Raw genomic sequence first — 18881 nt, 5'->3', positions numbered from 1 at the left:
GCCTCTCCACTTGGAGGTCAGGATGCTCCAGGAACTGCTGGTGGCGGGCGTGGCGGTCGGCTCCGCGTGCGCGGTCTACGCCGCCGCGGCGGCCAGGGTCGTCAAGCAGTACGAGCGCGGGGTGGTCTTCCGCCTCGGGCGGGTGGTCGGCGATGTGCGGGGGCCCGGCTTCACCACGGTCGTCCCGTTCGTGGACAAACTCCTCAAGGTCAACATGCAGATCGTGACGATGCCGGTGCCCGCGCAGGAGGGCATCACCCGCGACAACGTGACGGTCCGGGTGGACGCGGTCGTCTACTTCAAGGTCGTCGACGCGGCCGACGCGATCATCAAGGTCGAGGACTACCGCTTCGCCGTCTCGCAGATGGCGCAGACCTCGCTGCGCTCGATCATCGGCAAGAGCGACCTCGACGACCTCCTCTCCAACCGCGAAAAGCTCAACCAGGGACTGGAGTTGATGATCGACAGCCCCTCCATCGGCTGGGGCGTGCAGATCGACCGCGTCGAGATCAAGGACGTCTCCCTGCCCGAGACCATGAAGCGCTCGATGGCCCGCCAGGCCGAGGCCGACCGCGAGCGCAGGGCCCGGATCATCAACGCCGACGCCGAGTTGCAGGCCTCCAAGAAACTCGCCGAGGCCGCCGAGCAGATGTCGGAGCAGCCCGCAGCCCTCCAACTCCGGCTCCTGCAAACGGTGGTTGCGGTAGCGGCCGAGAAGAACTCGACGCTCGTCCTCCCCTTCCCGGTGGAACTGCTGCGCTTCCTGGAACGGGCGCAGCCGCAACCACCACAGCCCCCTCCGCCGCCCGCCGTGGAGCAGTAGCGTGGCGGCATGCGCCCGAGGATCGTGATCGTCGCGGTGGCCGCCGCGCTGGGGAGCGTCGCCGGATGCGGGGGCGACGGAGGCGGCCCGTCCGTGCCCACGCCGAGTGCCTCGCAGCGGATCGCGGTCACAAGCGCGGCATTCACCGAGAACGGCACGATCCCGCGCCGCTACACGTGCGACGGCGAGGACGTCTCCCCACCCCTGGCCTTCGCGGGCGTCCCGGCCGACGCGGCCGAACTGGTCGTGGTCCTGGAGGACCCGAACGCTCCGCACGGCACGTTCACTCACTGGCTGATGTGGGGAGTGCCCGCGCGGGACACCCGCCTGACGGCCGGAACGGCACCGGGCGGCGCGACCGAGGGCCGCAACAGCTTCAAGAAGACCGGCTACGGCGGCCCGTGCCCGCCCAAGGGAGCCGCGCCCCATCGCTACGTCCTCTCGGTCTACGCCGCCGACCGGAAGCTCACCCTCGCCGGCGACGCCTCACCCGACGACGTACGACGCGCCCTGACCGGCCACACCCTCGCCTCGGGCACGCTGACCGGCCGATACGGGCGCTGACCGGCGGCCCCCGCGCCGCAGGATCGAGGGAGCCGACCGGAAGGGGTCCCATGGCCAAGAAGGGCACGAAGCGCGAGAAACGGAAAGCAGGCCCTCACCGACCTGCTGCGGGTCCCTGTCGGCCGACCGGTCGACCTCTCCTCCTGGACCGGCTGACGGCGCTGGATCCGCGGTATCCGGAGGCGGACTTCGATGTGGCGGCATGCCGGAAGCGGCTGCTCGGCTCCGACTGACGGCCCACTCCGTGTCGATGGCCGATTAGTCACTTTTACTACCCTATGTTCCTACGGTGACCATTCGAGTACGACGAGTCGCCGCCGCCTGTGCACTCGGCGCCGCGCTCACCGCCTGCGGGGCCCCTTCCGCGCCCCACGTCAGCCGTCCGGCGCCCACCGCGTCCGCCGTCGCGCCTTCTCGGCCGCCCACCCTCGCGCCCGGTCCGGCCGGGCTGACCCCCGTGTTCAAGAACGGTCCGCGCGTGGACGGCAAGACCGTCGCGCTGACCTTCGACGCCGACATGACCGCCGATCAGGGACCGCGCGCTGCGGCGGGCGAGCACTTCGACAATCCGCAGCTCATCGCGACGCTGCGGGCGCTGAAGGTGCCGGCGACCGTGTTCATGACCGGCCGGTGGGCCGACGAGTACCCGGCCGAGGCCCGCGACATCGGGCGGGACCCGCAGTTTGAGATCGCCAACCATTCGTACAGCCACTACGCCTTCACCGGTGACTGCTACGGCCTGCCGACCGTGTCCCGGGACCGGATGAAGGCCGATGTGGAGCGGGCGTACACGGCCTTCAAGAAGGCGGGCGTGCCGAACGCGATGCCGTACTTCCGCTTCCCCGGCGGGTGTTACGACCGGCAGGCCCTGAAGGCGCTGAGCGCGGTCGGTGTCACGGCGGTGCAGTGGGACGTGGTGAGCGGCGACGCCTTCGCGACGGACTCGGACGCGGTGGCCCAGCAGGTGCTGGAGGGTGTGCGGCCCGGCTCGGTCGTCGTCATGCACTGCACGCGCAGCGCCGCCCCGGCGACCGAACGGGCCGTCCGCATGATCGTGCCCGAGCTGCGGAAGAAGGGGTACCGGTTCGTGAAGGTCTCCGAGCTGATCGGGGCGGCGGACCGGCACCGCTGAGGTTTCCGCACTCCTCGTACGCTGGTCGCATGAGTGACGAAGAACCGGTGCCTGCGTACGCGGAGTGTGTGCTGTGCCGGGAGCCCACCGAGTACCCGGAGTCGTACAAGGGGATCACGCTGTGCCCTGTGTGCGAGTGGCAGGAGGCACAGCGGACCGCCTGTTCAGGGTGAGCGGCGGGATGTGAGGGCGCACGTCACGGCGGTCACGGCCGCCGTGACCAGGGCCGCCCCGGCCAGGGGGAGCAGCGGGACCGGGACCGTGCCCGACTGCGAGCCGGTCACCAGGCCGCTGACCGCCGCCTGCGCCGGGGAGCCCGTCAATACCACCGACAGCAGTGCCGCCAGCAGCATCGCGGGCACCGCCCGGCCGGGCGAGCGCAGCAGCGGCCAGTTGGTCAGCGCGCCGACCGCCGTGCCGAGCAGGGCGCAGACCAGGACCGCGAGCAGGCCGGCCGTACCGGCGGCGAGAAGCGGTACGCGGGTGCGGTGATCCGCGCTCGCCGGGTCGCTGATCAGCGTGACGGCGAGGGTGGCCGCCGTGCCGAGCGCCGCCGCGGTGCTCAGCGCGACCAGCAGACAGGCGAGGTGCGCCCGCGCGGGTCCGACCGCCGCCGCTACACAACTCCGGGCCGCGGGCGGCTCGTTGGTCGTACAGATCCGTACCAGCCAGGCTGCGACCGGGAGCAGGGCCGCGGCCGTGTAGCCGAGCGAGTCCAGCACCGGCTGCCCGCTCTGGACGCCGATGCCCAGGAACGCGGCGTACAGGATGACGGGCGGGAGCCAGCGTTGCGAGCGCAGGAGCAGGGCGGCTTGGTAGCGCAGCAGGGCCGTCATCGCGGCCATCGTGGTCACCGGGGGCCTTCGTCGTCGAGGGGGAGGAGGAGGTGATCCGGGTCCGCCGATCGGTTCACGCTCACCACGTGCCAGGGCGGGCGGGCCGTCAGCAGGGCGCGGAGCAGGACGTCCGAGTGGGAGGCGGGGACGGTCAGGCGGTGGATGCCGGGGGTGAGTTGCGTCGACGCGGTGAGGAACTGGCTCGCCTCTGAGGGGAGTTGTCCTCCCGGCGGGCCCTGGACCTCCATCGAGACCTGCGGTCCGGATGGTGAAGTGGCCTTGTCCGTACGGTGGCTGAGGGCACCCTCGGTGATCGTGTACGTCGCGTCGGGCGCCCCCGCGAGGCGGCTCGGGTCGTGGTCCACGAAGACGACCGCTCCGCCGGCCGCCGTCCGTTCCGCCACGGCTCGCTCCAACTCGGCCCCGGCGTCGGCGTCCAGGCCGGTCCACGCCTCGTCGAGGACGAGCAGGTCCGGTTCGGCGAGCAGGGCCTGGGCGACGGCGACCTTCTGACTGCTGCCCTTCGAGAGGCGCGTCATGGGGGTGTCCGCGTGGGCGGTGGCCCCGAAGCGGTCGAGCCACTCACCTGCTGCACGGGTGGCTGCCGCGCGGGAGAGGCCGTGGACCGTGCCGAGGTGGGTGAGGTAGCCCTCGGCGGTGAAGGGGAGCGCCTGCGGGAAGCGCTCGGGGACGTAGGCGGTGTGGGGGCGGCCGGTGACGCGGCCTTCGGTGGGGGCGTCGATTCCGGCGAGGAGTCGGAGGAGCGTGGATTTGCCGGTGCCGTTGGTGCCCTCGACTCGGGTGAGGCTGTTTGGTGTCAAGGTCAGGTTCACACCTCGGAGGATCCAGGGGCCGCGTAAGCCGTAGCGGCGGCCGATGTTGTCCAGCCGTAGATCGTGTCGCATCCGGGCATTCTCGCGCAGGAGGGGTGGGGTGGGTCTGTCGTTTGGCGGGTGCGGGTGCGTGGGGGCTGGTCGCGCAGTTCCCCGCGCCCCTGAGGAAATCCTCTGAGCGGTGCTTTCAAGGGCCGCCCTTCCACCTGGCAGACTGGGCCGTGTGACCAGTGACAGTGCCGACCCCTTTCTCAACGAGCCCACTGTGCGCGACGAGGCTCCGCAGTTCGTGTTGCCTCTGGTCGTGCGGATCGAGCGGGATGCTCCGCCGGCTCGGACGGACGCGTTGGAGACGGCGGCTCGGGCCGTGCTGACGATCCTGAGTGATGAGCGGGCCCTCGGTGACGGGGAGTGGGCGCAGGCCGTGCGGGACTGGCAGGACGCGCGGATCCGGAAGGTGGTGCGGCGGGCGCGTGGGGCCGAGTGGCGGCGGGCCGAGGCGCTGCCGGGTATCACGGTGACCGGGAAGTCCGCTGAGGTACGGGTCTTCCCGCCCGTCCCGCTCGACGGCTGGCCCAAGGACCTGGCCCGGCTCCAGGTGTCCGGCACCGACCTCGACGACCCCGAATCGCCGACCGACGCGGACCCGACGGCGCCGGTGCTCTGGCTGAACCCCGACCTCGACATGTCCGCCGGCAAGACGATGGCCCAGACCGGTCACGGCGCCCAACTCGCCTGGTGGGAGCTGTCGGAGGAGGAGCGGACCGCCTGGCGTCAGGCCGGGTTCCCGCTCTCCGTCCGTACCGCCGCCCCTGCCCAGTGGGCCGAACTCACCGGCAGCGAGCGGCCGTTGGTCCGCGACGCGGGCTTCACCGAGATCGCGCCCGGGCTGACCGTCGCGGTCGAGGGGCACCACCGTGTCAGGTCTCTTTCGCGTCTGGCCTGATGCGGTTGCGGGTCGCACGATCCGGCGTCGCGGATGCTTCTCCCGTCGGCCGCTTCGGCCGCACCAGGAAACGGCGGATCTCCCACCCGGTCTCAGATCCAGGTGTCGAGCCACATCCGGGCGTTCCAGCCGGCATACGGGATCGTCTGCCCTGTGTAGATCGGGAAGAAGTAGACGAAGTTCCAGACGATGAGCAGGACCAGCGCACCTGCGGCCACCGCGCCTCGGGTACGGCGCCGGCGGGTCGCGCCCGGCGGACCCAGCAGGGCTCCCAGCGTCATCGCCACCGCCAGGCACAGGTACGGCACGAAGACGACCGCGTAGAAGGAGAAGATCGTGCGGTCCTGGTACAGGAACCAGGGCAGATAGCCGGCAGCCACCGCACACAGGACGGCGCCGGCGCACCAGTCACGGCGCAGCGCCCATCGGTAGAGCAGATACACGAGGGCGCAACAGGCCGACCACCACAGGAGCGGTGTGCCCAGGGCCAGGATCCCCTCCGAACAGCCGGCCGTCGCGTGGCAGCCGTGCGTCCCGGGTTTCGGTGACTCGTAGTGGAACAGCACCGGACGGCCCTGGACCAGCCAACTCCATGGATTCGACTGGTACTTGTGGGGAGTGTGCAGCCCCACGTTGAACCGGTAGACGCCGTACTCGTAGTGCCACAGGCTGCGCAGCGGGGCCGGGATCCACGACCAGGTGCCGCCGCGGCCGTCCGCCCAGTGCCGTCCGTAGCCGTTGTCGGACACGAACCAGCCGGTCCAGGTCGCCAAGTACGTCACGGCGGCGACCGGCACGAGGGACACCACCGACCAGCCGAGGTCCTTGCGCAGCACCGCCCGGTAGGGGTGACGCGCCCCGGCGACGCGGCGGGAGCCTACGTCCCAGAGCAGGGTCAGGATCACGAAGAAGGCGAGGAAGTACAGGCCGTTCCATTTGGTGGAGGCCGCCAGGCCCAGGAAGAGGCCGGCGGCGAGCCGCCAGGGCCGCACGCCCGTCCCCGCTCGGTCGCCGGTGTGTCCGTCCGGGCGTATACGGCCGTCCCTCTGGACCGGCAGGGCCGCCGCGAGCCGGGCCCGCGCACCGTCCCGGTCGATGAGCAGGCAACCGAACGCCGCCAGTACGAAGAACATGACGACGAGGTCGAGCAGAGCGGTGCGGCTCATCACGTAGTGCAGACCGTCCACCGTCATCAGCGCGCCGGCCAGGCAGCCCAGCGCGGTGGAACGGAACAGGCGGCGTCCTGTTCGGCACAGCATCAGCACCGACAGCGTGCCGAGAACCGCCGTCATGAAGCGCCAGGCGAAGGGGTCGAGGCCGAACATCCACTCGCCGAGGGCGATCACCCACTTGCCCGTCGGCGGGTGGGCGACGAAGGCTCCGGTGTCGGAGAGCGGGATCACCTGAGGGTCGGCCAGGATCTGCGGGTCGGCGATCTTGCTGTCCGGCCATGCGCTCTCGTAGCCGAGCCGGAGCAAGGCCCAGGCGTCCTTGGCGTAGTACGTCTCGTCGAACACGACGGCCCGCGGGCTGCCCAGACGCCAGAAGCGCGACAGCCCGGCAACGAGCGTCACCAGCAGCGGCCCGCCCCATCCCGACCAGCGCGCCAGCCGACCCGCTGTCACCGGGGACAGCCCGAGCATGCGCCACAGCCGCGCGTCGGGCTCGGGAAACGGCACGACCAGGCGGTCCCGAACACACGTGCGCGGTCGCCCGACGTACCCGAAGCGACGCAGCCGCCGCTCCCAGGAGACTGCCTGGGACTTCGCCGCCTGCCGAGGGTCGTCGGCCGACGCGGGCTCGTTCTCATGAATCACGTGGTGGGCTTTCGGTTCGTGGAGAGCAGGACATTCGTGGAGAGCTGGACGAGCGGGGGTCCGCCGACCGGCGAACGGTCGTGGCACGTCGGCTCGGTCAGCTCTCACCGACCGGAACTCCTTGAACCCGGCCAAGTGGTGGCTACGCGGGTGGTGGTCGAGGTCCGTGTCGGCGGCGGCGCTCCCTTGGCGGTGGAGGCGGGGCGGGCCGTCGACGGCCCCGTGACCGACTCCGCGGAGGTGACGGGGCGAGGTTGAGGACCGTCGGGCCCGCGCTGAGCGGACAAGCTCGCCAGGAGCGTCAGTCCGACTCCGAGTCCGGCGACGGCCAGCACGGATCCAGTGGCCGTCCAGACCCTCCGGGCCCGCTGCCGGGCACGGATGCCGACTCGCAGGCGGATGTGGTGCCGCTCCTCGTAGGGTGTGTCTTCTTCGCTGTCACGCAGCATGCGTGCCAGTCCCTGCTCGAAGTGGTCCATGGCTCCTTCTTCACTCCACCGACTCGACCGCCTCGGCCAGAAGCCGCCGCAACCGTGCGACGCCGCGCGCCGTGAGCGAACGGGCGGTTCCCACCGGACACCCCAGAACCTTCGCGACGTGCTGCTCGGGCAGGTCCTGGTAGTAGCGCAGCACCACCGCGGCTCGCTGCCGCGCCGGCAACAACGCCAACATGGCCTCCAACCGGGTCCGTTCATCGACGGCGGCGGTCTCGTCCCCCACCTCGGGCGGGTCGGGGAGCTGGTCGACGGGGTGCTCGCCCCACCAGCGACGCCGTGCCGAGCGAGCCGCGGCACGGACCAGAACCCTGCGCACATAGGCCTCGGGGGCCTGCTCGGCCACCTTCGGCCACGCGAACCACAGCTTGACCAGCGCCTCCTGCAGCAGGTCCTCCGCCCGGTGCCGGTCTCCGCCGGTGAGCAGCTTCGCCAGATGGAACAACGCCGACCACCGAGCCGCCACGAACCGGTCGAACTCATCGGCCCGCAACCGCTCCATCAGCGTCGACCCCCTACCTCCCGGCCGGCGACGTCGGCCTCGGACCGCAGCGTCGCGGGGCAGCACAGTGTCATCGACCCCGGTACGCCCCGCACTACCGCGGACACGCCCCCACACCTATAACAAAGGCAATGGCCCCTACCCCGCTATGCGCTCCCACCGTATGGCGTGCATCACATTCACCTTTCCGTCGGCCTGGTCCGCTCCCGCCGAAGACCAGGCCGGGAAGGCCGGTGCAGATGGGGTGCCGCACTATTCGGTACGGGCTCCGGGTGCGCGGTTCGTGATGTTCGTGGGCGAGCAGGACACTCGCCCGCATGACGCCCAGTGCCCAACGGGCCCAGGGCAGCAGAGCCGTGGAGGCGCCGAAGTACACCGCGCCCGTGATCCACGCCGCGATGAAGATCGCGACACAGACGCCGGTGAGAGCCACGAGTGCGGAATGAAGTGATCCCATGGCACAAGGCTGCGCTCCGACCCGCGTCGTTCACCACAACCCACGGGCTGATTCAGCGGCTCCACCCTCGGGTGGAGATCCGTCACGGGCCCGTCACTCCCGGTCGTGGTGACGTAGATCACGACGGATCAGGGCATCGGTCGGCGTGTGTCGTGGCGTCCCCCTCCTGAAAGTCCGAGTGGGGAGCCGATCGTGCGCCGTGGCTACAAGTGGGTCGACCGTGAACTGGCCCGGATGGACCCGGACACCGACTGGGAGCGCATGATCTCGCTCTATGTCGGCCACCGCGTCCCCGAGTTCGCGCTGGCGATGATGGTCTATCCGGGGACCATGCGCATGATGCAGCCGGGCTTCGGAGCCGCCACCCTGGCCCACACCGGGAAGCTGGAGAAGCGGCCCCGGCGGCGTTTCGAGGACGGCAACACGTTCCTGATGGCGTGGATGGTGGACGGGCTGTCCAGCCCGGCGGGGCGCGCCGCGGCCGAGCGGCTCAACCGCGTCCACCTCGCGATCGCCCGCGCGACCCCGCAGTTTCCCGGCAACTTCGACGACGTCGACGACTTCGTCTATCCCCTGGTCCTGCTGGCCACGTTCGCCGACCGTCTCCAGGCCTCTCTCGGGCTGCCCGGTACCAGCGAGAGCATGAGGGTCGCCTGGCACCACTGGGCGCGGACCCTCTTCCGTCTCCTGGAACGCGAGTCCGGGCCGCTGGCCGGCGAGGCGTTCCCCGAGGACTGGGACGCGATGACCGAGTTCGCCGTGAAGTTCGAGTCGCGGCCGTACGAGGGGACGAAGTCCGGTCATCGGGTGGCGACCGCGATGATGGAGTTCTTCGCCGAGCGCTGGTTCCCCGTCCCCTTACGGGCGTTCGGCAGAGACCTGACCCGGTATCTCGCCGGCGAGCGGGTCTGCCGGCTGCACCGGATCGGCTCGCTCACCCCGCGCCGCGAGCGGGCCGTCCGCCTGTTCCTGAAGTCCGCGTTCCTCGCCCAACGTCTTCTCCCCGACTACCGCAGACCGCTTCCCGAGCGCTTGCGGCAGACCCGGCGCCGCACCGGCCCGGCGCTCAACTCCCCAGCATCTTGAGGGTTCTTCGGTGCCACACCAGCGGACTCCGCTCGTCGTCCGACCTCATCGCCAGCACGCGCAGCACGATGATGTCGTGGTCGCCTGCCGGATAGCTGTGCTCGACGGTGCACTCCAGCCAGACCGGTGCGCCGTCGAGGAAGATCGCACCCGATTCCGCCTCCACCGTGCGCAGGTCGGCGAAGCGGGCCGCCTTGCTGCGGGAGGCGAGTTGGCGGGCCTTGTCGCTGTGGCCCTCGCCGAGGACGGAGATCCCGATGGCCTGCGCGCGGGACAGTACCGGCCAGGTCGTCGAGGTGTGTTGTGCGGCGAAGGAGACCATGGGCGGGTCGTGGGAGACGCCGACCGCGAACGACGAGACGATCATGACGGTCGGGTCGCCGTGGACGCGTGCGGAGAGGGCCGCGACCCCCGCCGGGAAGCCGGAGAACGCTCTCGTCATCTCCCCGGGATCCGAGGTGATGCCGTCCAGATTCTCCAGGCCTTCCATTGCCGTCATCGTGCAACCCCCGTCCGTGTGCGGCTTCATGAGGCCACGTCAGGCTTCATCAGGCGACTCCCGTGGGTATCCGTGGGTAGGTGTGGCGCGGTGGGCACCGGCAGAAGTCCCCTTCCGGGAGGCTCTGTTCGCAGCAGCGCGCAGGCGAGGAGGCAGAGCAGTCCGACGGCAGCGAGCCCGCCGAGCGTGACCGCGTAGCCGTGGCCGGCCAGCAGAACGGCGCAGACCGCGCTGCCCAGTACCGCGCCCAGTTGCTTCATCGCGTTGAAGGTTCCGGAGGCCGCCCCGACCTCGGCCGGTCCGACCGAGGTGACCGCCGCGATCGAAAGGGGCGACCAGACAAAGGAGTTGGCGACCCCGTACACCGCGAACGTGGCCGTCAGCGCGGAGATCGGGGCGTCGGTCGCGACGAGCACCGCCGAGGTGCCGATGGACAGGACGAGCGCGCCGGAGCCGATGACGGCGACCGCGCGGGACCCGATTCCGTTGTTGAGCCGGGCCGACACCGGTGCCCCCAACAGGCAGACCACACCCATCGGTACGAGGGTGAGGGCAGCCGCGCCCGCGTCGAGACCGCGCTCCCGCTGGAGGTACAGCATCAGCGGGATCATGGCCGACCCGGAGCAGAAGGCGGCGGCCGCGCCGGCCCAGGCCGCGACGACGAACCCTCGGCTGCGCAGCAACTCGACCGGCACGAGGGCGCGTTCACCGTCCCGGCGCTGCAACCAGACCACAGCCACCACGACCAGCACACCTACGGCGACGAGCAACCACCTTGGCACGCCCAGCACTTCCGCCCGTGCGCCGTCCGTGCCCTGGATACCGATCACCAGCGCGCCCACACCGGCCGCGTTCGCGCAGATCGCCCACACGGGGATGCGCGCCAACTGCCTCGGTAGGACCGGCACGAACACCGTCACGGCGACCATCGCCGCGACGCCGACCGGCACATTGACCCAGAACACCGCGGGCCAACCCCCGGCCGCCACAAGGAATCCGCCCAGCAGCGGGCCGACAGCCACCGCCGCTCCGCCGACCGCGCCCCACACCCCGAGCGCGACGGCGAGACGCGGCGGCCGGAACAGTGCCTTGATGAGGGTCAGGCACTGCGGGGTCATCAGCGCGGCCCCGATGCCCTGTGCCACCCGCCAGGCGACAAGTGCCGTGATGGTGGCGGCGGTTGCGCACAGCAGCGACCCGAGCGTGAACGCGGCCAGCCCGACCAGGTGGACGCGTCGATGGCCGTAGCGGTCGCCGAGCCGTCCCGCGACGACCAACGGCACCGCGTACGCGATGAGATAGCCGCTGTTGACCCACATCGCGGCGGTCTCACCGGCGTGCAGCCCGCTGATCAGTGACGGCAGCGCGACCGAGGTGATCGTGCTGTCCAGCAGCAGCATGAAGAACCCGGTGCACAGACTGCCGAGGGCGAACCAGTCACGCCGAGCGCTCGCACTCACCGCCCTCACCTCAAACTGCCAGGTTCTCGCGGAGAGTCGAGCCGGGGTAGGCCGGTGCGAGCGCGCCGCGGCGGCGCAGTTCGGGCAGCAGCAGTTCGCTGATCGCGGCGAAGCCGGCGGGCATGGCCAGCGGGCTGGAGAACATGAAGCCGCCGCGTGCTCCGGTGGCGGCGAAGTTCTCCTCCAACGCGTCGGCCACGGCGGCCGGATCGCCGACGAGACTGTGGTCCAGGCCCGTGGCCCGCCCCCGGCCGTGGGCGAAGAACTCGCTACGGCTCATGGTGTGGTCCGCGCCGAACTCCGCGACGAGCGAGCCGACGAGCCCCGCCGGACTCGCGTTGGCGGCGGCCAACTCGTCGCGCAGTTCGCCCAGTCGGAAGGAGGCGGGCAGCGTCGAGAAGTCGTAGCCGGCGTTGTGCGAGAGGTAGGTGGCGACCGCCTCCTCGTTCCAGAACTCGTGCACCGCCTCGCAGCGGGCCAGCGCCTCGGCCTTCGTGCGGCCGACGATCACCTGGGTGGCCCAGAGGATGCCGACGTGTTCGGGGTCGCGCCCCTCGGCGAGCAACGCCTCGTCGAGCAGCTTGCGATGGCGCTGCTGGCTCGCGAGATGTCCGCCGAAGCCGAAGACGAGGTCGGCGAAACGCGCCGAAGCTGCAATGCCCCGGGGCGAGTTGCCCGCCTGCACGATGAGCGGGTGGTACTGGGGACCGGGTACGGACGCGAGCGGTCCCTTGACGGTGAAGAAGCGCCCCTCGTGGTCGATGGGGTGCACCTTCTCGGGGTCGGCGAAGCGGCCCGTGCTGCGGTCGCGGACGATGGCGTCCGGGGCGACGGAGTCCCACAACGCCCGGCAGACGTCGATGAATTCCTCCATCCGCTCGTAGCGCAGGTCGTGGTCCATGAGTTCGGCGAACCCGTAGTTGGCCGCGTCGGCGCCGCGGGTGGAGGCGACCACGTTGAAGGCGATACGGCCGCCGGTCACATGGTCGAGCGAGTTCAACAGCCGGGCGACGTAGAAGGGGTGCATGAAGGTGGAGGAGTACGTCAGGCCGAAGCCGACGTGCTCCGTCACCGTGGACATCGCGGCGATGACCGGTGCCATGTCGTGGCGCGGCCACTGGATGCCCCACTCGACGGCCGGTGCGATGCTGCCGCGCCAGGTGCTGGGGATGCCACTGCCGTCACCGAAGAACAGCAGGCCCACGCCCGCGCGTTCGGCGGTCTGCGCGAGTTCCATGAACATGCGGACGTCGGGGAAGTCCCGCCCGATCCAGGAACCCTGGCGTGCCCAGGCGCCCTCGGTGTGGGTGAAGGAGAGGTCGTAGCCGATGTGCATTCCGGTCATCGCGCGGCCTTCTTCCACAGCTCGACGACCTCGTCGGCCTCGCTCAACACAGCCACGTTCAGACCGAGTTGGAACAGTGCGGCGGCGTTGACGTGGTGGTCGTAGGCGGTCGTCGCGTCCTGCGGCACGACGACGGGCCAGTCGAGTTGGACGGCGTCCTGGGCGGTCGCGTACACACAGCACTCGCTCGTCAGGCCGACGACGGTGAGCCAGTCGCAGCCGGACGCGCGCAGCCGCGCGTCGAGATCGGTGCCGAGGAAGCCACTGTAGCCACGCTTGACCACCCGCAACTCACCCTCGGCGGGCTGCACTTGATACCACTCGGCGCCGGGCGTCCCGATCCGGCACGGCTCGTCCGGGCTCATGGGTGCGTCGTAGTCGCCCTCGCGCAGCCAGTTGCTCGACCGCCAGGGCCGTGCCGGGTCGCTGCCCAACTCGACCCAGACGACGGGTACTTCGGTGGCGCGTGCGGCGTCGACGAGTTCGGCGATACGGGTGACCGTCCGGTCCAGTGCCGTCAGTGCCTCGTCCGTCAGGCCGTACGACCCGAGCCGGTCCGGGTCGGCGAAGTCCCGTTGGACGTCGACCACGACGAGCGCGGGCCTGCTGAACGACCCGGCGAGTTGGGCGAGTTGTCTGTCGCGCAGGTCGGACATCAGGCCGCCACCTCGTCGCGGGCGCGCAGCGCGGGCAGCACGGTGTCGCCGAAGAGCAGCATGTCCTCGTCGTACTCCGGGAAGATCAGCATGAGCCCGTCGAGGTCGGCCTCCCGCACGATGTACTCGATGTGCTCGGTGACGGTACGGGAGCTACCGGCGACGTACGGCGTCTGGAAGGCGGCCTCCCCGTTGGCACCGGCCGCCCAGGCGCGGGCCTGGTCCTCGGGGACGCCCCAGGTGTGCCGCATATGGGCGAGGGCCTCGCGGTCGACGCCCACGCCCCACTCCCTGACCTTCTTGACGGCCAGTTCGTCGGTGTCGTCCTGGACGACGGTGAGCATCGAATAGGTCTTGCAGACACGGCCGTTGGCCTTCGCGCGGGCGTGCACGTCGGCGGAGAGCGACCGCATGTCGTCGAGGCTGTCGGCGGCGAGGAAGGCGCCGTCGGCGTACTTGGCCTGGAAGCGGCGGGCGTCCTCGGAGCGGCCCGCGCTGATGAGGGTCGGCCGGGTCGCCGGGTGCGGGCGGGACTCGCAGTCGGCGAGGTCGAAGTACGGGGTGCGCATCGTGACCGAGTCCTCGCTCCACAGCCGGGTGACGGCCTCCGTCCACAACTCCGTCATCCGGTAGCGGTCCGCGTGGCTCAACTCCGGGTCCCAGTCGCCGAATTGCTCGAACTCCCCCGCGTACGAGCCGTTGACGATGTTCATCCCGGCCCGGCCGCCGGAGATGTCCTGGAGGGTGGTGAGCATCTTCGCCGCGACGGCGGGGTTGTGGATGTTGGCGTGCAGGGTCGCCCAGATCTTCACCCGGCTGGTCGCCTCGGCGAGCGCCGCCATCATCGTCATCGACTCCAGCGAGCGGCCCCAGTGGTCCGTACTCCCGCCGAAACCACGCCACTTGGCCATCGACATCACGAAGTCGAGGCCGATGTTCTCCGCGTGCAGGGCGGCACGCCTGTTGTACGCGTAGGTCGCCTCGGGATGCGGCGCGGTGGTGGACAGCATCCAGCCGCCGTTCCCGATGGGAAGGAAGATTCCGTACTCTTTCGCGGGCACGTCACGGGCCTTTCTACGGCTCTGCGGGTTTCTTGCGTTCTTACGGCGCGGGCCAGACGAGCCTGTCGCCGCTGTAGATGTCCTTGACGAACGAGGTGTCGAACCAGGCCTCGGCCTTGGCGGCGGTCACACTGCTCGGCACGATCTTGAACTGGTGGAGCATGGCGACGAGTTGGGTGACGTTGTCGGTGTCGATGCCGCCGAGCGGCTGTCCGGGCGTCGGGTTCTCCTTGACGACCTGTGTCTCGGTCTTCCAGATCGTCGCGTTGAGCTTCTTGTCGTAGGTCGGGCCGGACAACTTGGCCGCGTAGCCGACGCATTCGGTGATGTGCGCCTCGCCGGCGGAGCAGTACGCGTACGCGTGCAGGGCGGCGCGCAGGATGTCCTCGACGGCGTGCGGATGCGCCTTGGCGAACGCCGGGTTGACCGCCATCGCGCCGATGGAACTCGGGATCTTGTAGTCGACCGGCTTCCACACGGTGACGTCCTTGCCGGCCGCCTTGAGCTGGTTCGGCTCGTTCGAGATGAACCCGGTGAGCGCTTCGAGGCCGCCCTGCTTGCGGGGCAGTACGGAGGGGTCGTAGCCCTCCTTGACCAGCTTGAGCGAGTCCCACTTCACGCCGGCCTTGACCAGCATCGCCTCGACGGCGGCGGGGACGTACCCCTTGTGACCCACGACCTTGCCGTCGAGCTGGGTCAGATCGGTGATGTCCTTGTTGGTCATCAGGATGTCGAGCCCGGCGTTCGAGTACGAGGAAATCCCCTTGATGTCGATGCCGTTGGCCTGCGCCTGGATCAGATCCTGCTCGGAGATCGCGGACACGGTCGCCTGTCCACCGGCGAGCAGCTTGGTGTTCTGCGCGGTGTCACCACTGCCGGGCTTGAGATCGACGGTGAGGCAAAGGTCCTTGAAATAGCCCAATTTGGCAGCGGCGATGTACTCAAGGATCGAGACGGAGGACTGGAACTGATACCCGGAGAGATACGTGATCTTCCCGGCGGCCTTGTTCTCGGCACACCGCTTCGCGGATATCGCGGAACCGGCAGCACCGGCGGAGGTGCTGTCGCCCGAACCGGAACCACATCCGGCGACGCCGAGCGTCAACACGGTGGCGATGACGGCGGATCTGGTGAGGCGATGACGGGACATGGGTGACTCCAAACTGGCTATAACGCCGATGAGTTGAGCGCCCCTAAAGGGGCGCGGGGCTGTATCCATATACGGCTCCGCCGCGTGGGCGCGACCAGCCCCCACCGGCCCGCAGACAAAAGAACCGCGCCTCAGCTCACGCTGTCGTGCCAATGCAGCACACGCCGCTCAACAACAGTCACGGCAAGCAGCAACAGCACACCCATCACCGCAAGCACGAGAATCGAGGCATAGACAACAGGAAGTTGATTCATCGAGGAGGCCACACTGATCGCGGTACCCAGTCCCCCCGTAGATCCAGATGCCGACATCTCGGCGACAACCGCCCCGATGATCGACAGCGGAAAGACAATCCGCAGCGCGGCAAAGAGATACGGCAGCGCATTCGGAACACGCACATGCCACAACAGCTCGACCCGGCTCGCGTCCATCGTCCGATAGACCTGCAACACCTGCTGGGGAACAGACCGCAACCCCGTCGCCGTGTTGATGAGGATCGGGAAGAAACAGATCAGCCCGGTGATGATGAGCTTGGGCATGGGCCCGAACCCGAAGGCGACGACCAGAGCGGGAGCCACCGCCACCAGCGGCGTGACATTGAGGACGACCGCGACCGGCATCACCGCCCGCCGCACCAAAGGAAATTCACTGGTCAGCACGGCCAGAACGAACGCCCCGACGAACCCCATCCCCAGCCCGGCCGTCGCCTCACCGAGCGTGACAAGGGCGTTGTGGACGTAGTAGGCGAAGTTCCCGGAGAGCGAACTGCCGACCTCGGACAACGGCGGGAGCAGATAAGGCAGTTGATGCGCACCCCACTGCCACAGCCCGGCGAGGATCGCCAGCATGACGACGAGGGGCAGCCAGACGGCCGGACGGATCCAGGCGATCCGGGACCTGGGGTGCTTGAGGCTGAAGCGGGAGGGTTCGGCAGGAGGCTTGGCCCCGGCCGGTGCCGGTGCGGTGGTGCGTTCGTCGGCTACGGTCATGTCCTTCACGCCCCCACTCACGCGGCTTCGCTGTGCCAGGCGCGGCGCAGCCGCTCTCTCACCAGGTCCTCGTACTCGTGGAACCGCCGTTCCCCGAAGAGCCGTTCACCGCGCGGCCGGGGCAGGTCGACGTCGATGCTCTCGACGATGCGGCCGGGGTTCGGCGCCATGACGACGACGGTGTCGGAGAGCCGTACGGCCTCGGACACGGAGTGGGTGACGAAGAGGACGGTGGTCCTCAACTCCTCCCACAGGTCGAGGAGTTGGTCCTGAAGGCTTTCGCGGGTGAACTCGTCGAGCGCCGAGAAGGGCTCGTCCATCACGAGCACGTCGGGTTGCAGGCCGAACGCCCGGACGATCGCGGCGCGTTGGCACATGCCGCCGGAGAGCTGGGCCGGGAGTTTGTGCAGGGCGTCGCCGAGGCCGGCCTTGACGAGAAGTTCCTTCATGTCGGGGGCCGTTCGGCGTTCGGCGAATTCGGCGATGCGTTCCCGGCGCCCGGCCGCGCCCCGGTTGATCTTCTGGGGCAGCGTGACGTTGCGCAGGACGGACAGCCAGGGCAGCAGCGCGGGGCTCTGCGGTACGAGTCCGATCAGCTTGGCCGCGCAGGCCTGCGCCGGTGTCACTCCGTGGACCAACACCTCGCCGCTGTCCGGCTGTTCGAGCCCGGCGACGAGCCGCAGCAGGGTCGACTTCCCACAGCCGCTGGGGCCGATGAGACTGACGAAACGGCCCGACGGCACTGTCAGGTGGACGTCGTCGAGGGCGGTGGTCGCGGCCGACCCGAACCCGTAGATCCGTCGTACCAACCGCAGTTGGAGTGCTGGCGTACCAGTCACCTTCACGCTCCCATCCATGTCGCGGGCACGAGTGCCCGATCCTGGAAGTCGGAGAGCGTGCGTAGCGAGTGCGACTGACTGCCACGCGGAAATCCGCTTAGGTGTCCCCGACCGTAGGAAGATTGTGTTTCGGTACGGCGCGGTTGACTGTTACGGGCGTTTTACGTCTGGCCGCGACAAAGGACGCAGCGGGTCCGGCGCGCTGCCGTCGTACACGTGGATCTCGATCCCGAGGTCCGCCGCCGCCCGCGCCACCCAGCCGCCGAGGGCTTGCACGATCAGCTCGCTGACCAGCAGAATCGCGCGTTCGGCGGTGGGTACGGACTCGCGCAGCCAGAGCAGTTTGAACATGTCCGCCATGACCTTGTTGCGGTAGGCGGGCTTGTACGCACCCTGGTTGCCGACAAGTTGGACGAGGACGCGGCAGGCGGGGTCGATCCCCTCGACCTCGACCCGGCTGCCGTCGGGCAGCATCAGCGGCTTGGGGCGCAGCGGGGTGCCGAGCAGGTCGCCGAGCGCGAGCAGCATGCGACGTTCGACGGAACCCTCGGCGAAGCGGCTCCACTCGGTGGGGGCGTCAAGGACGGTCAGGTGCACCCGCCGCATCCTAGGAAGTGTCCGTTTCCCCCGTGTTGCCTAGGGTGGACCCCCATGAGAGCCGGCGGAGCGACAAGGACACCCGACGACGGTACGGGCACGACACGTCTCGACGGCCGGGTCGAGCGGGGCAACCGCACCCGGCGGCTGGTTCTGCGCCGTACCGTCGACATCGCCTCCGTCGAGGGCCTGGAGGCGCTGTCCGTGGGCCGGTTGGCGACCGAGTTGCGGCTCAGCAAGAGCGGGGTGTTCGCGCTCTTCGGCTCCAAGGAGGAGCTGCAGCTGGCCACCGTCCGCGAGGCCGCCCGCATCTACACCGAGAAGGTCATCGGGCCCGCCGTCGAACTCCCCGCCGGGGTAGGCCGGTTGTGGCGGCTGTGTGACCTGTGGCTGGAGTACTCGCGGGGGCGGGTCTTCCCGGGCGGCTGCTTCTTCTACGAGGTCGTCGCCGAGTTCGACGCCCGCTCCGGGGCAGTGCACGACGCGGTGGTCGGGGCGCAGCGGGACTGGACGGCCTTCATGGAGGGGACGATCGCCGGGGCGCGGGACGCGGGCGAGCTGCGGACCGACACCGACATACCCCAACTCGCCTTCGAACTGGTCGCGTTGATGGAGACGGCCAACGTGGTCTCCGTACTGCACGACGAGGAGACCGCGTACCGCCGCGCACGCGTCGGCATAGCGGCCCGACTGCGCGGCGCGGCCACGGATCCTGCGAGGGTCCCGCAAGTCCCGTAACCCATAAGGCACTTCGGCCCCTGTACCACTTCGGCCGAAAACAAGTAGCACGACCGT

The 18881-nt window shown here is 69.7% G+C and carries 22 protein-coding genes; 8 read left to right on the top strand and 14 right to left on the bottom strand.

The annotated features are described in order from the left end of the window. Positions 1–22: 22 nt before the first annotated feature. From ACIBJH_RS43295 to ACIBJH_RS43280, 4 genes are all read left to right on the top strand, one after another. Positions 23–823, top strand: coding sequence for a slipin family protein (locus ACIBJH_RS43295; RefSeq protein ID WP_399122462.1), 801 nt, complete (start codon positions 23–25; stop codon positions 821–823). Between the two features lie 9 nt (positions 824–832). Beyond that, positions 833–1387, top strand: a complete 555-nt coding sequence (locus tag ACIBJH_RS43290; protein ID WP_399122461.1) for a YbhB/YbcL family Raf kinase inhibitor-like protein — start codon at positions 833–835, stop codon at positions 1385–1387. A 289-nt stretch (positions 1388–1676) separates the two neighbouring features. Further along, positions 1677–2519, top strand: coding sequence for a polysaccharide deacetylase family protein (locus ACIBJH_RS43285; RefSeq protein WP_399122460.1), 843 nt, complete (start codon positions 1677–1679; stop codon positions 2517–2519). A 29-nt stretch (positions 2520–2548) separates the two neighbouring features. Beyond that, entirely contained in the window at positions 2549–2692 is a 144-nt protein-coding gene (locus ACIBJH_RS43280) for a hypothetical protein (RefSeq protein ID WP_399122459.1), read from the top strand. On the opposite strand, the gene ACIBJH_RS43275 is transcribed toward ACIBJH_RS43280, so the two are convergent. Further along, positions 2684–3355 carry an ABC transporter gene (locus tag ACIBJH_RS43275; protein WP_399122480.1) on the bottom strand — a complete coding sequence of 224 codons (672 nt, stop codon included), beginning with the start codon at positions 3353–3355 and terminating at the stop codon, positions 2684–2686. The genes ACIBJH_RS43280 and ACIBJH_RS43275 overlap by 9 nt on opposite strands. 14 nt (positions 3356–3369) lie before the next feature. Then, positions 3370–4260: an ATP-binding cassette domain-containing protein gene (locus ACIBJH_RS43270; protein WP_399122458.1), complete on the bottom strand. Its 891-nt coding sequence runs from the start codon at positions 4258–4260 to the stop codon at positions 3370–3372. Between the two features lie 151 nt (positions 4261–4411). Between ACIBJH_RS43270 and ACIBJH_RS43265 the strand changes: the two genes are divergently transcribed. After that, positions 4412–5134 (top strand): peptidyl-tRNA hydrolase, encoded by a 723-nt coding sequence (locus ACIBJH_RS43265; RefSeq protein WP_399122457.1) that lies wholly within the window; start codon positions 4412–4414, stop codon positions 5132–5134. A gap of 92 nt (positions 5135–5226) precedes the next feature. On the opposite strand, the gene ACIBJH_RS43260 is transcribed toward ACIBJH_RS43265, so the two are convergent. From ACIBJH_RS43260 to ACIBJH_RS43250, 3 genes are all read right to left on the bottom strand, one after another. Continuing rightward, positions 5227–6777 (bottom strand): dolichyl-phosphate-mannose--protein mannosyltransferase, encoded by a 1551-nt coding sequence (locus ACIBJH_RS43260; protein ID WP_399122479.1) that lies wholly within the window; start codon positions 6775–6777, stop codon positions 5227–5229. Positions 6778–7055: 278 nt separating this feature from the next. After that, on the bottom strand, positions 7056–7430 hold the full coding sequence (locus tag ACIBJH_RS43255) for a cellulase (protein WP_399122456.1): 375 nt from the start codon (positions 7428–7430) through the stop codon (positions 7056–7058). Positions 7431–7440: 10 nt separating this feature from the next. Then, positions 7441–7947, bottom strand: a complete 507-nt coding sequence (locus ACIBJH_RS43250) for a SigE family RNA polymerase sigma factor (protein ID WP_399122455.1) — start codon at positions 7945–7947, stop codon at positions 7441–7443. 317 nt (positions 7948–8264) lie between these two features. Here ACIBJH_RS43250 and ACIBJH_RS43245 point away from each other — a divergent pair, with 317 nt between their 5' ends. Together ACIBJH_RS43245 and ACIBJH_RS43240 are read left to right on the top strand one after the other, a co-directional pair. Next, a complete protein-coding gene (locus tag ACIBJH_RS43245; protein WP_399122454.1) occupies positions 8265–8393 on the top strand; it encodes a hypothetical protein in 129 nt (42 codons plus the stop codon). A 203-nt stretch (positions 8394–8596) separates the two neighbouring features. Then, positions 8597–9490: a DUF2236 domain-containing protein gene (locus ACIBJH_RS43240; protein WP_399122453.1), complete on the top strand. Its 894-nt coding sequence runs from the start codon at positions 8597–8599 to the stop codon at positions 9488–9490. Here ACIBJH_RS43240 and ACIBJH_RS43235 read toward each other — a convergent pair. The 9 genes from ACIBJH_RS43235 to ACIBJH_RS43195 all read right to left on the bottom strand — a co-directional run bounded on the left by ACIBJH_RS43235 (position 9471) and on the right by ACIBJH_RS43195 (position 18095). Beyond that, on the bottom strand, positions 9471–9989 hold the full coding sequence (locus tag ACIBJH_RS43235) for a flavin reductase family protein (RefSeq protein ID WP_399122452.1): 519 nt from the start codon (positions 9987–9989) through the stop codon (positions 9471–9473). The genes ACIBJH_RS43240 and ACIBJH_RS43235 overlap by 20 nt on opposite strands. A 26-nt stretch (positions 9990–10015) precedes the next feature. After that, positions 10016–11449: an MFS transporter gene (locus ACIBJH_RS43230; protein ID WP_399122451.1), complete on the bottom strand. Its 1434-nt coding sequence runs from the start codon at positions 11447–11449 to the stop codon at positions 10016–10018. A 10-nt stretch (positions 11450–11459) separates the two neighbouring features. Beyond that, positions 11460–12794: an NtaA/DmoA family FMN-dependent monooxygenase gene (locus tag ACIBJH_RS43225; RefSeq protein WP_399122449.1), complete on the bottom strand. Its 1335-nt coding sequence runs from the start codon at positions 12792–12794 to the stop codon at positions 11460–11462. Then, positions 12791–13450 (bottom strand): cysteine hydrolase family protein, encoded by a 660-nt coding sequence (locus ACIBJH_RS43220; RefSeq protein ID WP_399122448.1) that lies wholly within the window; start codon positions 13448–13450, stop codon positions 12791–12793. Before ACIBJH_RS43220 ends, ACIBJH_RS43225 begins: the two co-directional genes overlap by 4 nt. Then, complete coding sequence (locus ACIBJH_RS43215) at positions 13450–14511, bottom strand: LLM class flavin-dependent oxidoreductase (RefSeq protein WP_399122447.1); 1062 nt, start codon at positions 14509–14511, stop codon at positions 13450–13452. Before ACIBJH_RS43215 ends, ACIBJH_RS43220 begins: the two co-directional genes overlap by 1 nt. A 40-nt stretch (positions 14512–14551) precedes the next feature. Continuing rightward, positions 14552–15661 (bottom strand): ABC transporter substrate-binding protein, encoded by a 1110-nt coding sequence (locus tag ACIBJH_RS43210; protein WP_399122446.1) that lies wholly within the window; start codon positions 15659–15661, stop codon positions 14552–14554. A gap of 131 nt (positions 15662–15792) precedes the next feature. Next, a complete protein-coding gene (locus tag ACIBJH_RS43205) occupies positions 15793–16650 on the bottom strand; it encodes an ABC transporter permease (RefSeq protein ID WP_399122478.1) in 858 nt (285 codons plus the stop codon). A gap of 17 nt (positions 16651–16667) precedes the next feature. Then, complete coding sequence (locus ACIBJH_RS43200) at positions 16668–17489, bottom strand: ABC transporter ATP-binding protein (RefSeq protein ID WP_399122445.1); 822 nt, start codon at positions 17487–17489, stop codon at positions 16668–16670. A gap of 150 nt (positions 17490–17639) precedes the next feature. Beyond that, complete coding sequence (locus ACIBJH_RS43195) at positions 17640–18095, bottom strand: hypothetical protein (protein WP_399122444.1); 456 nt, start codon at positions 18093–18095, stop codon at positions 17640–17642. Between the two features lie 45 nt (positions 18096–18140). Between ACIBJH_RS43195 and ACIBJH_RS43190 the strand changes: the two genes are divergently transcribed. Further along, a complete protein-coding gene (locus tag ACIBJH_RS43190; RefSeq protein ID WP_399122443.1) occupies positions 18141–18824 on the top strand; it encodes a TetR/AcrR family transcriptional regulator in 684 nt (227 codons plus the stop codon). Positions 18825–18881: the final 57 nt, after the last annotated feature.

It is taken from the genome of Streptomyces sp. NPDC050548, assembly GCF_044457385.1.
Taxonomy (GTDB): Bacteria; Actinomycetota; Actinomycetes; order Streptomycetales; family Streptomycetaceae; genus Streptomyces.
This window is presented reverse-complemented; position numbering and strand designations above follow the sequence as displayed.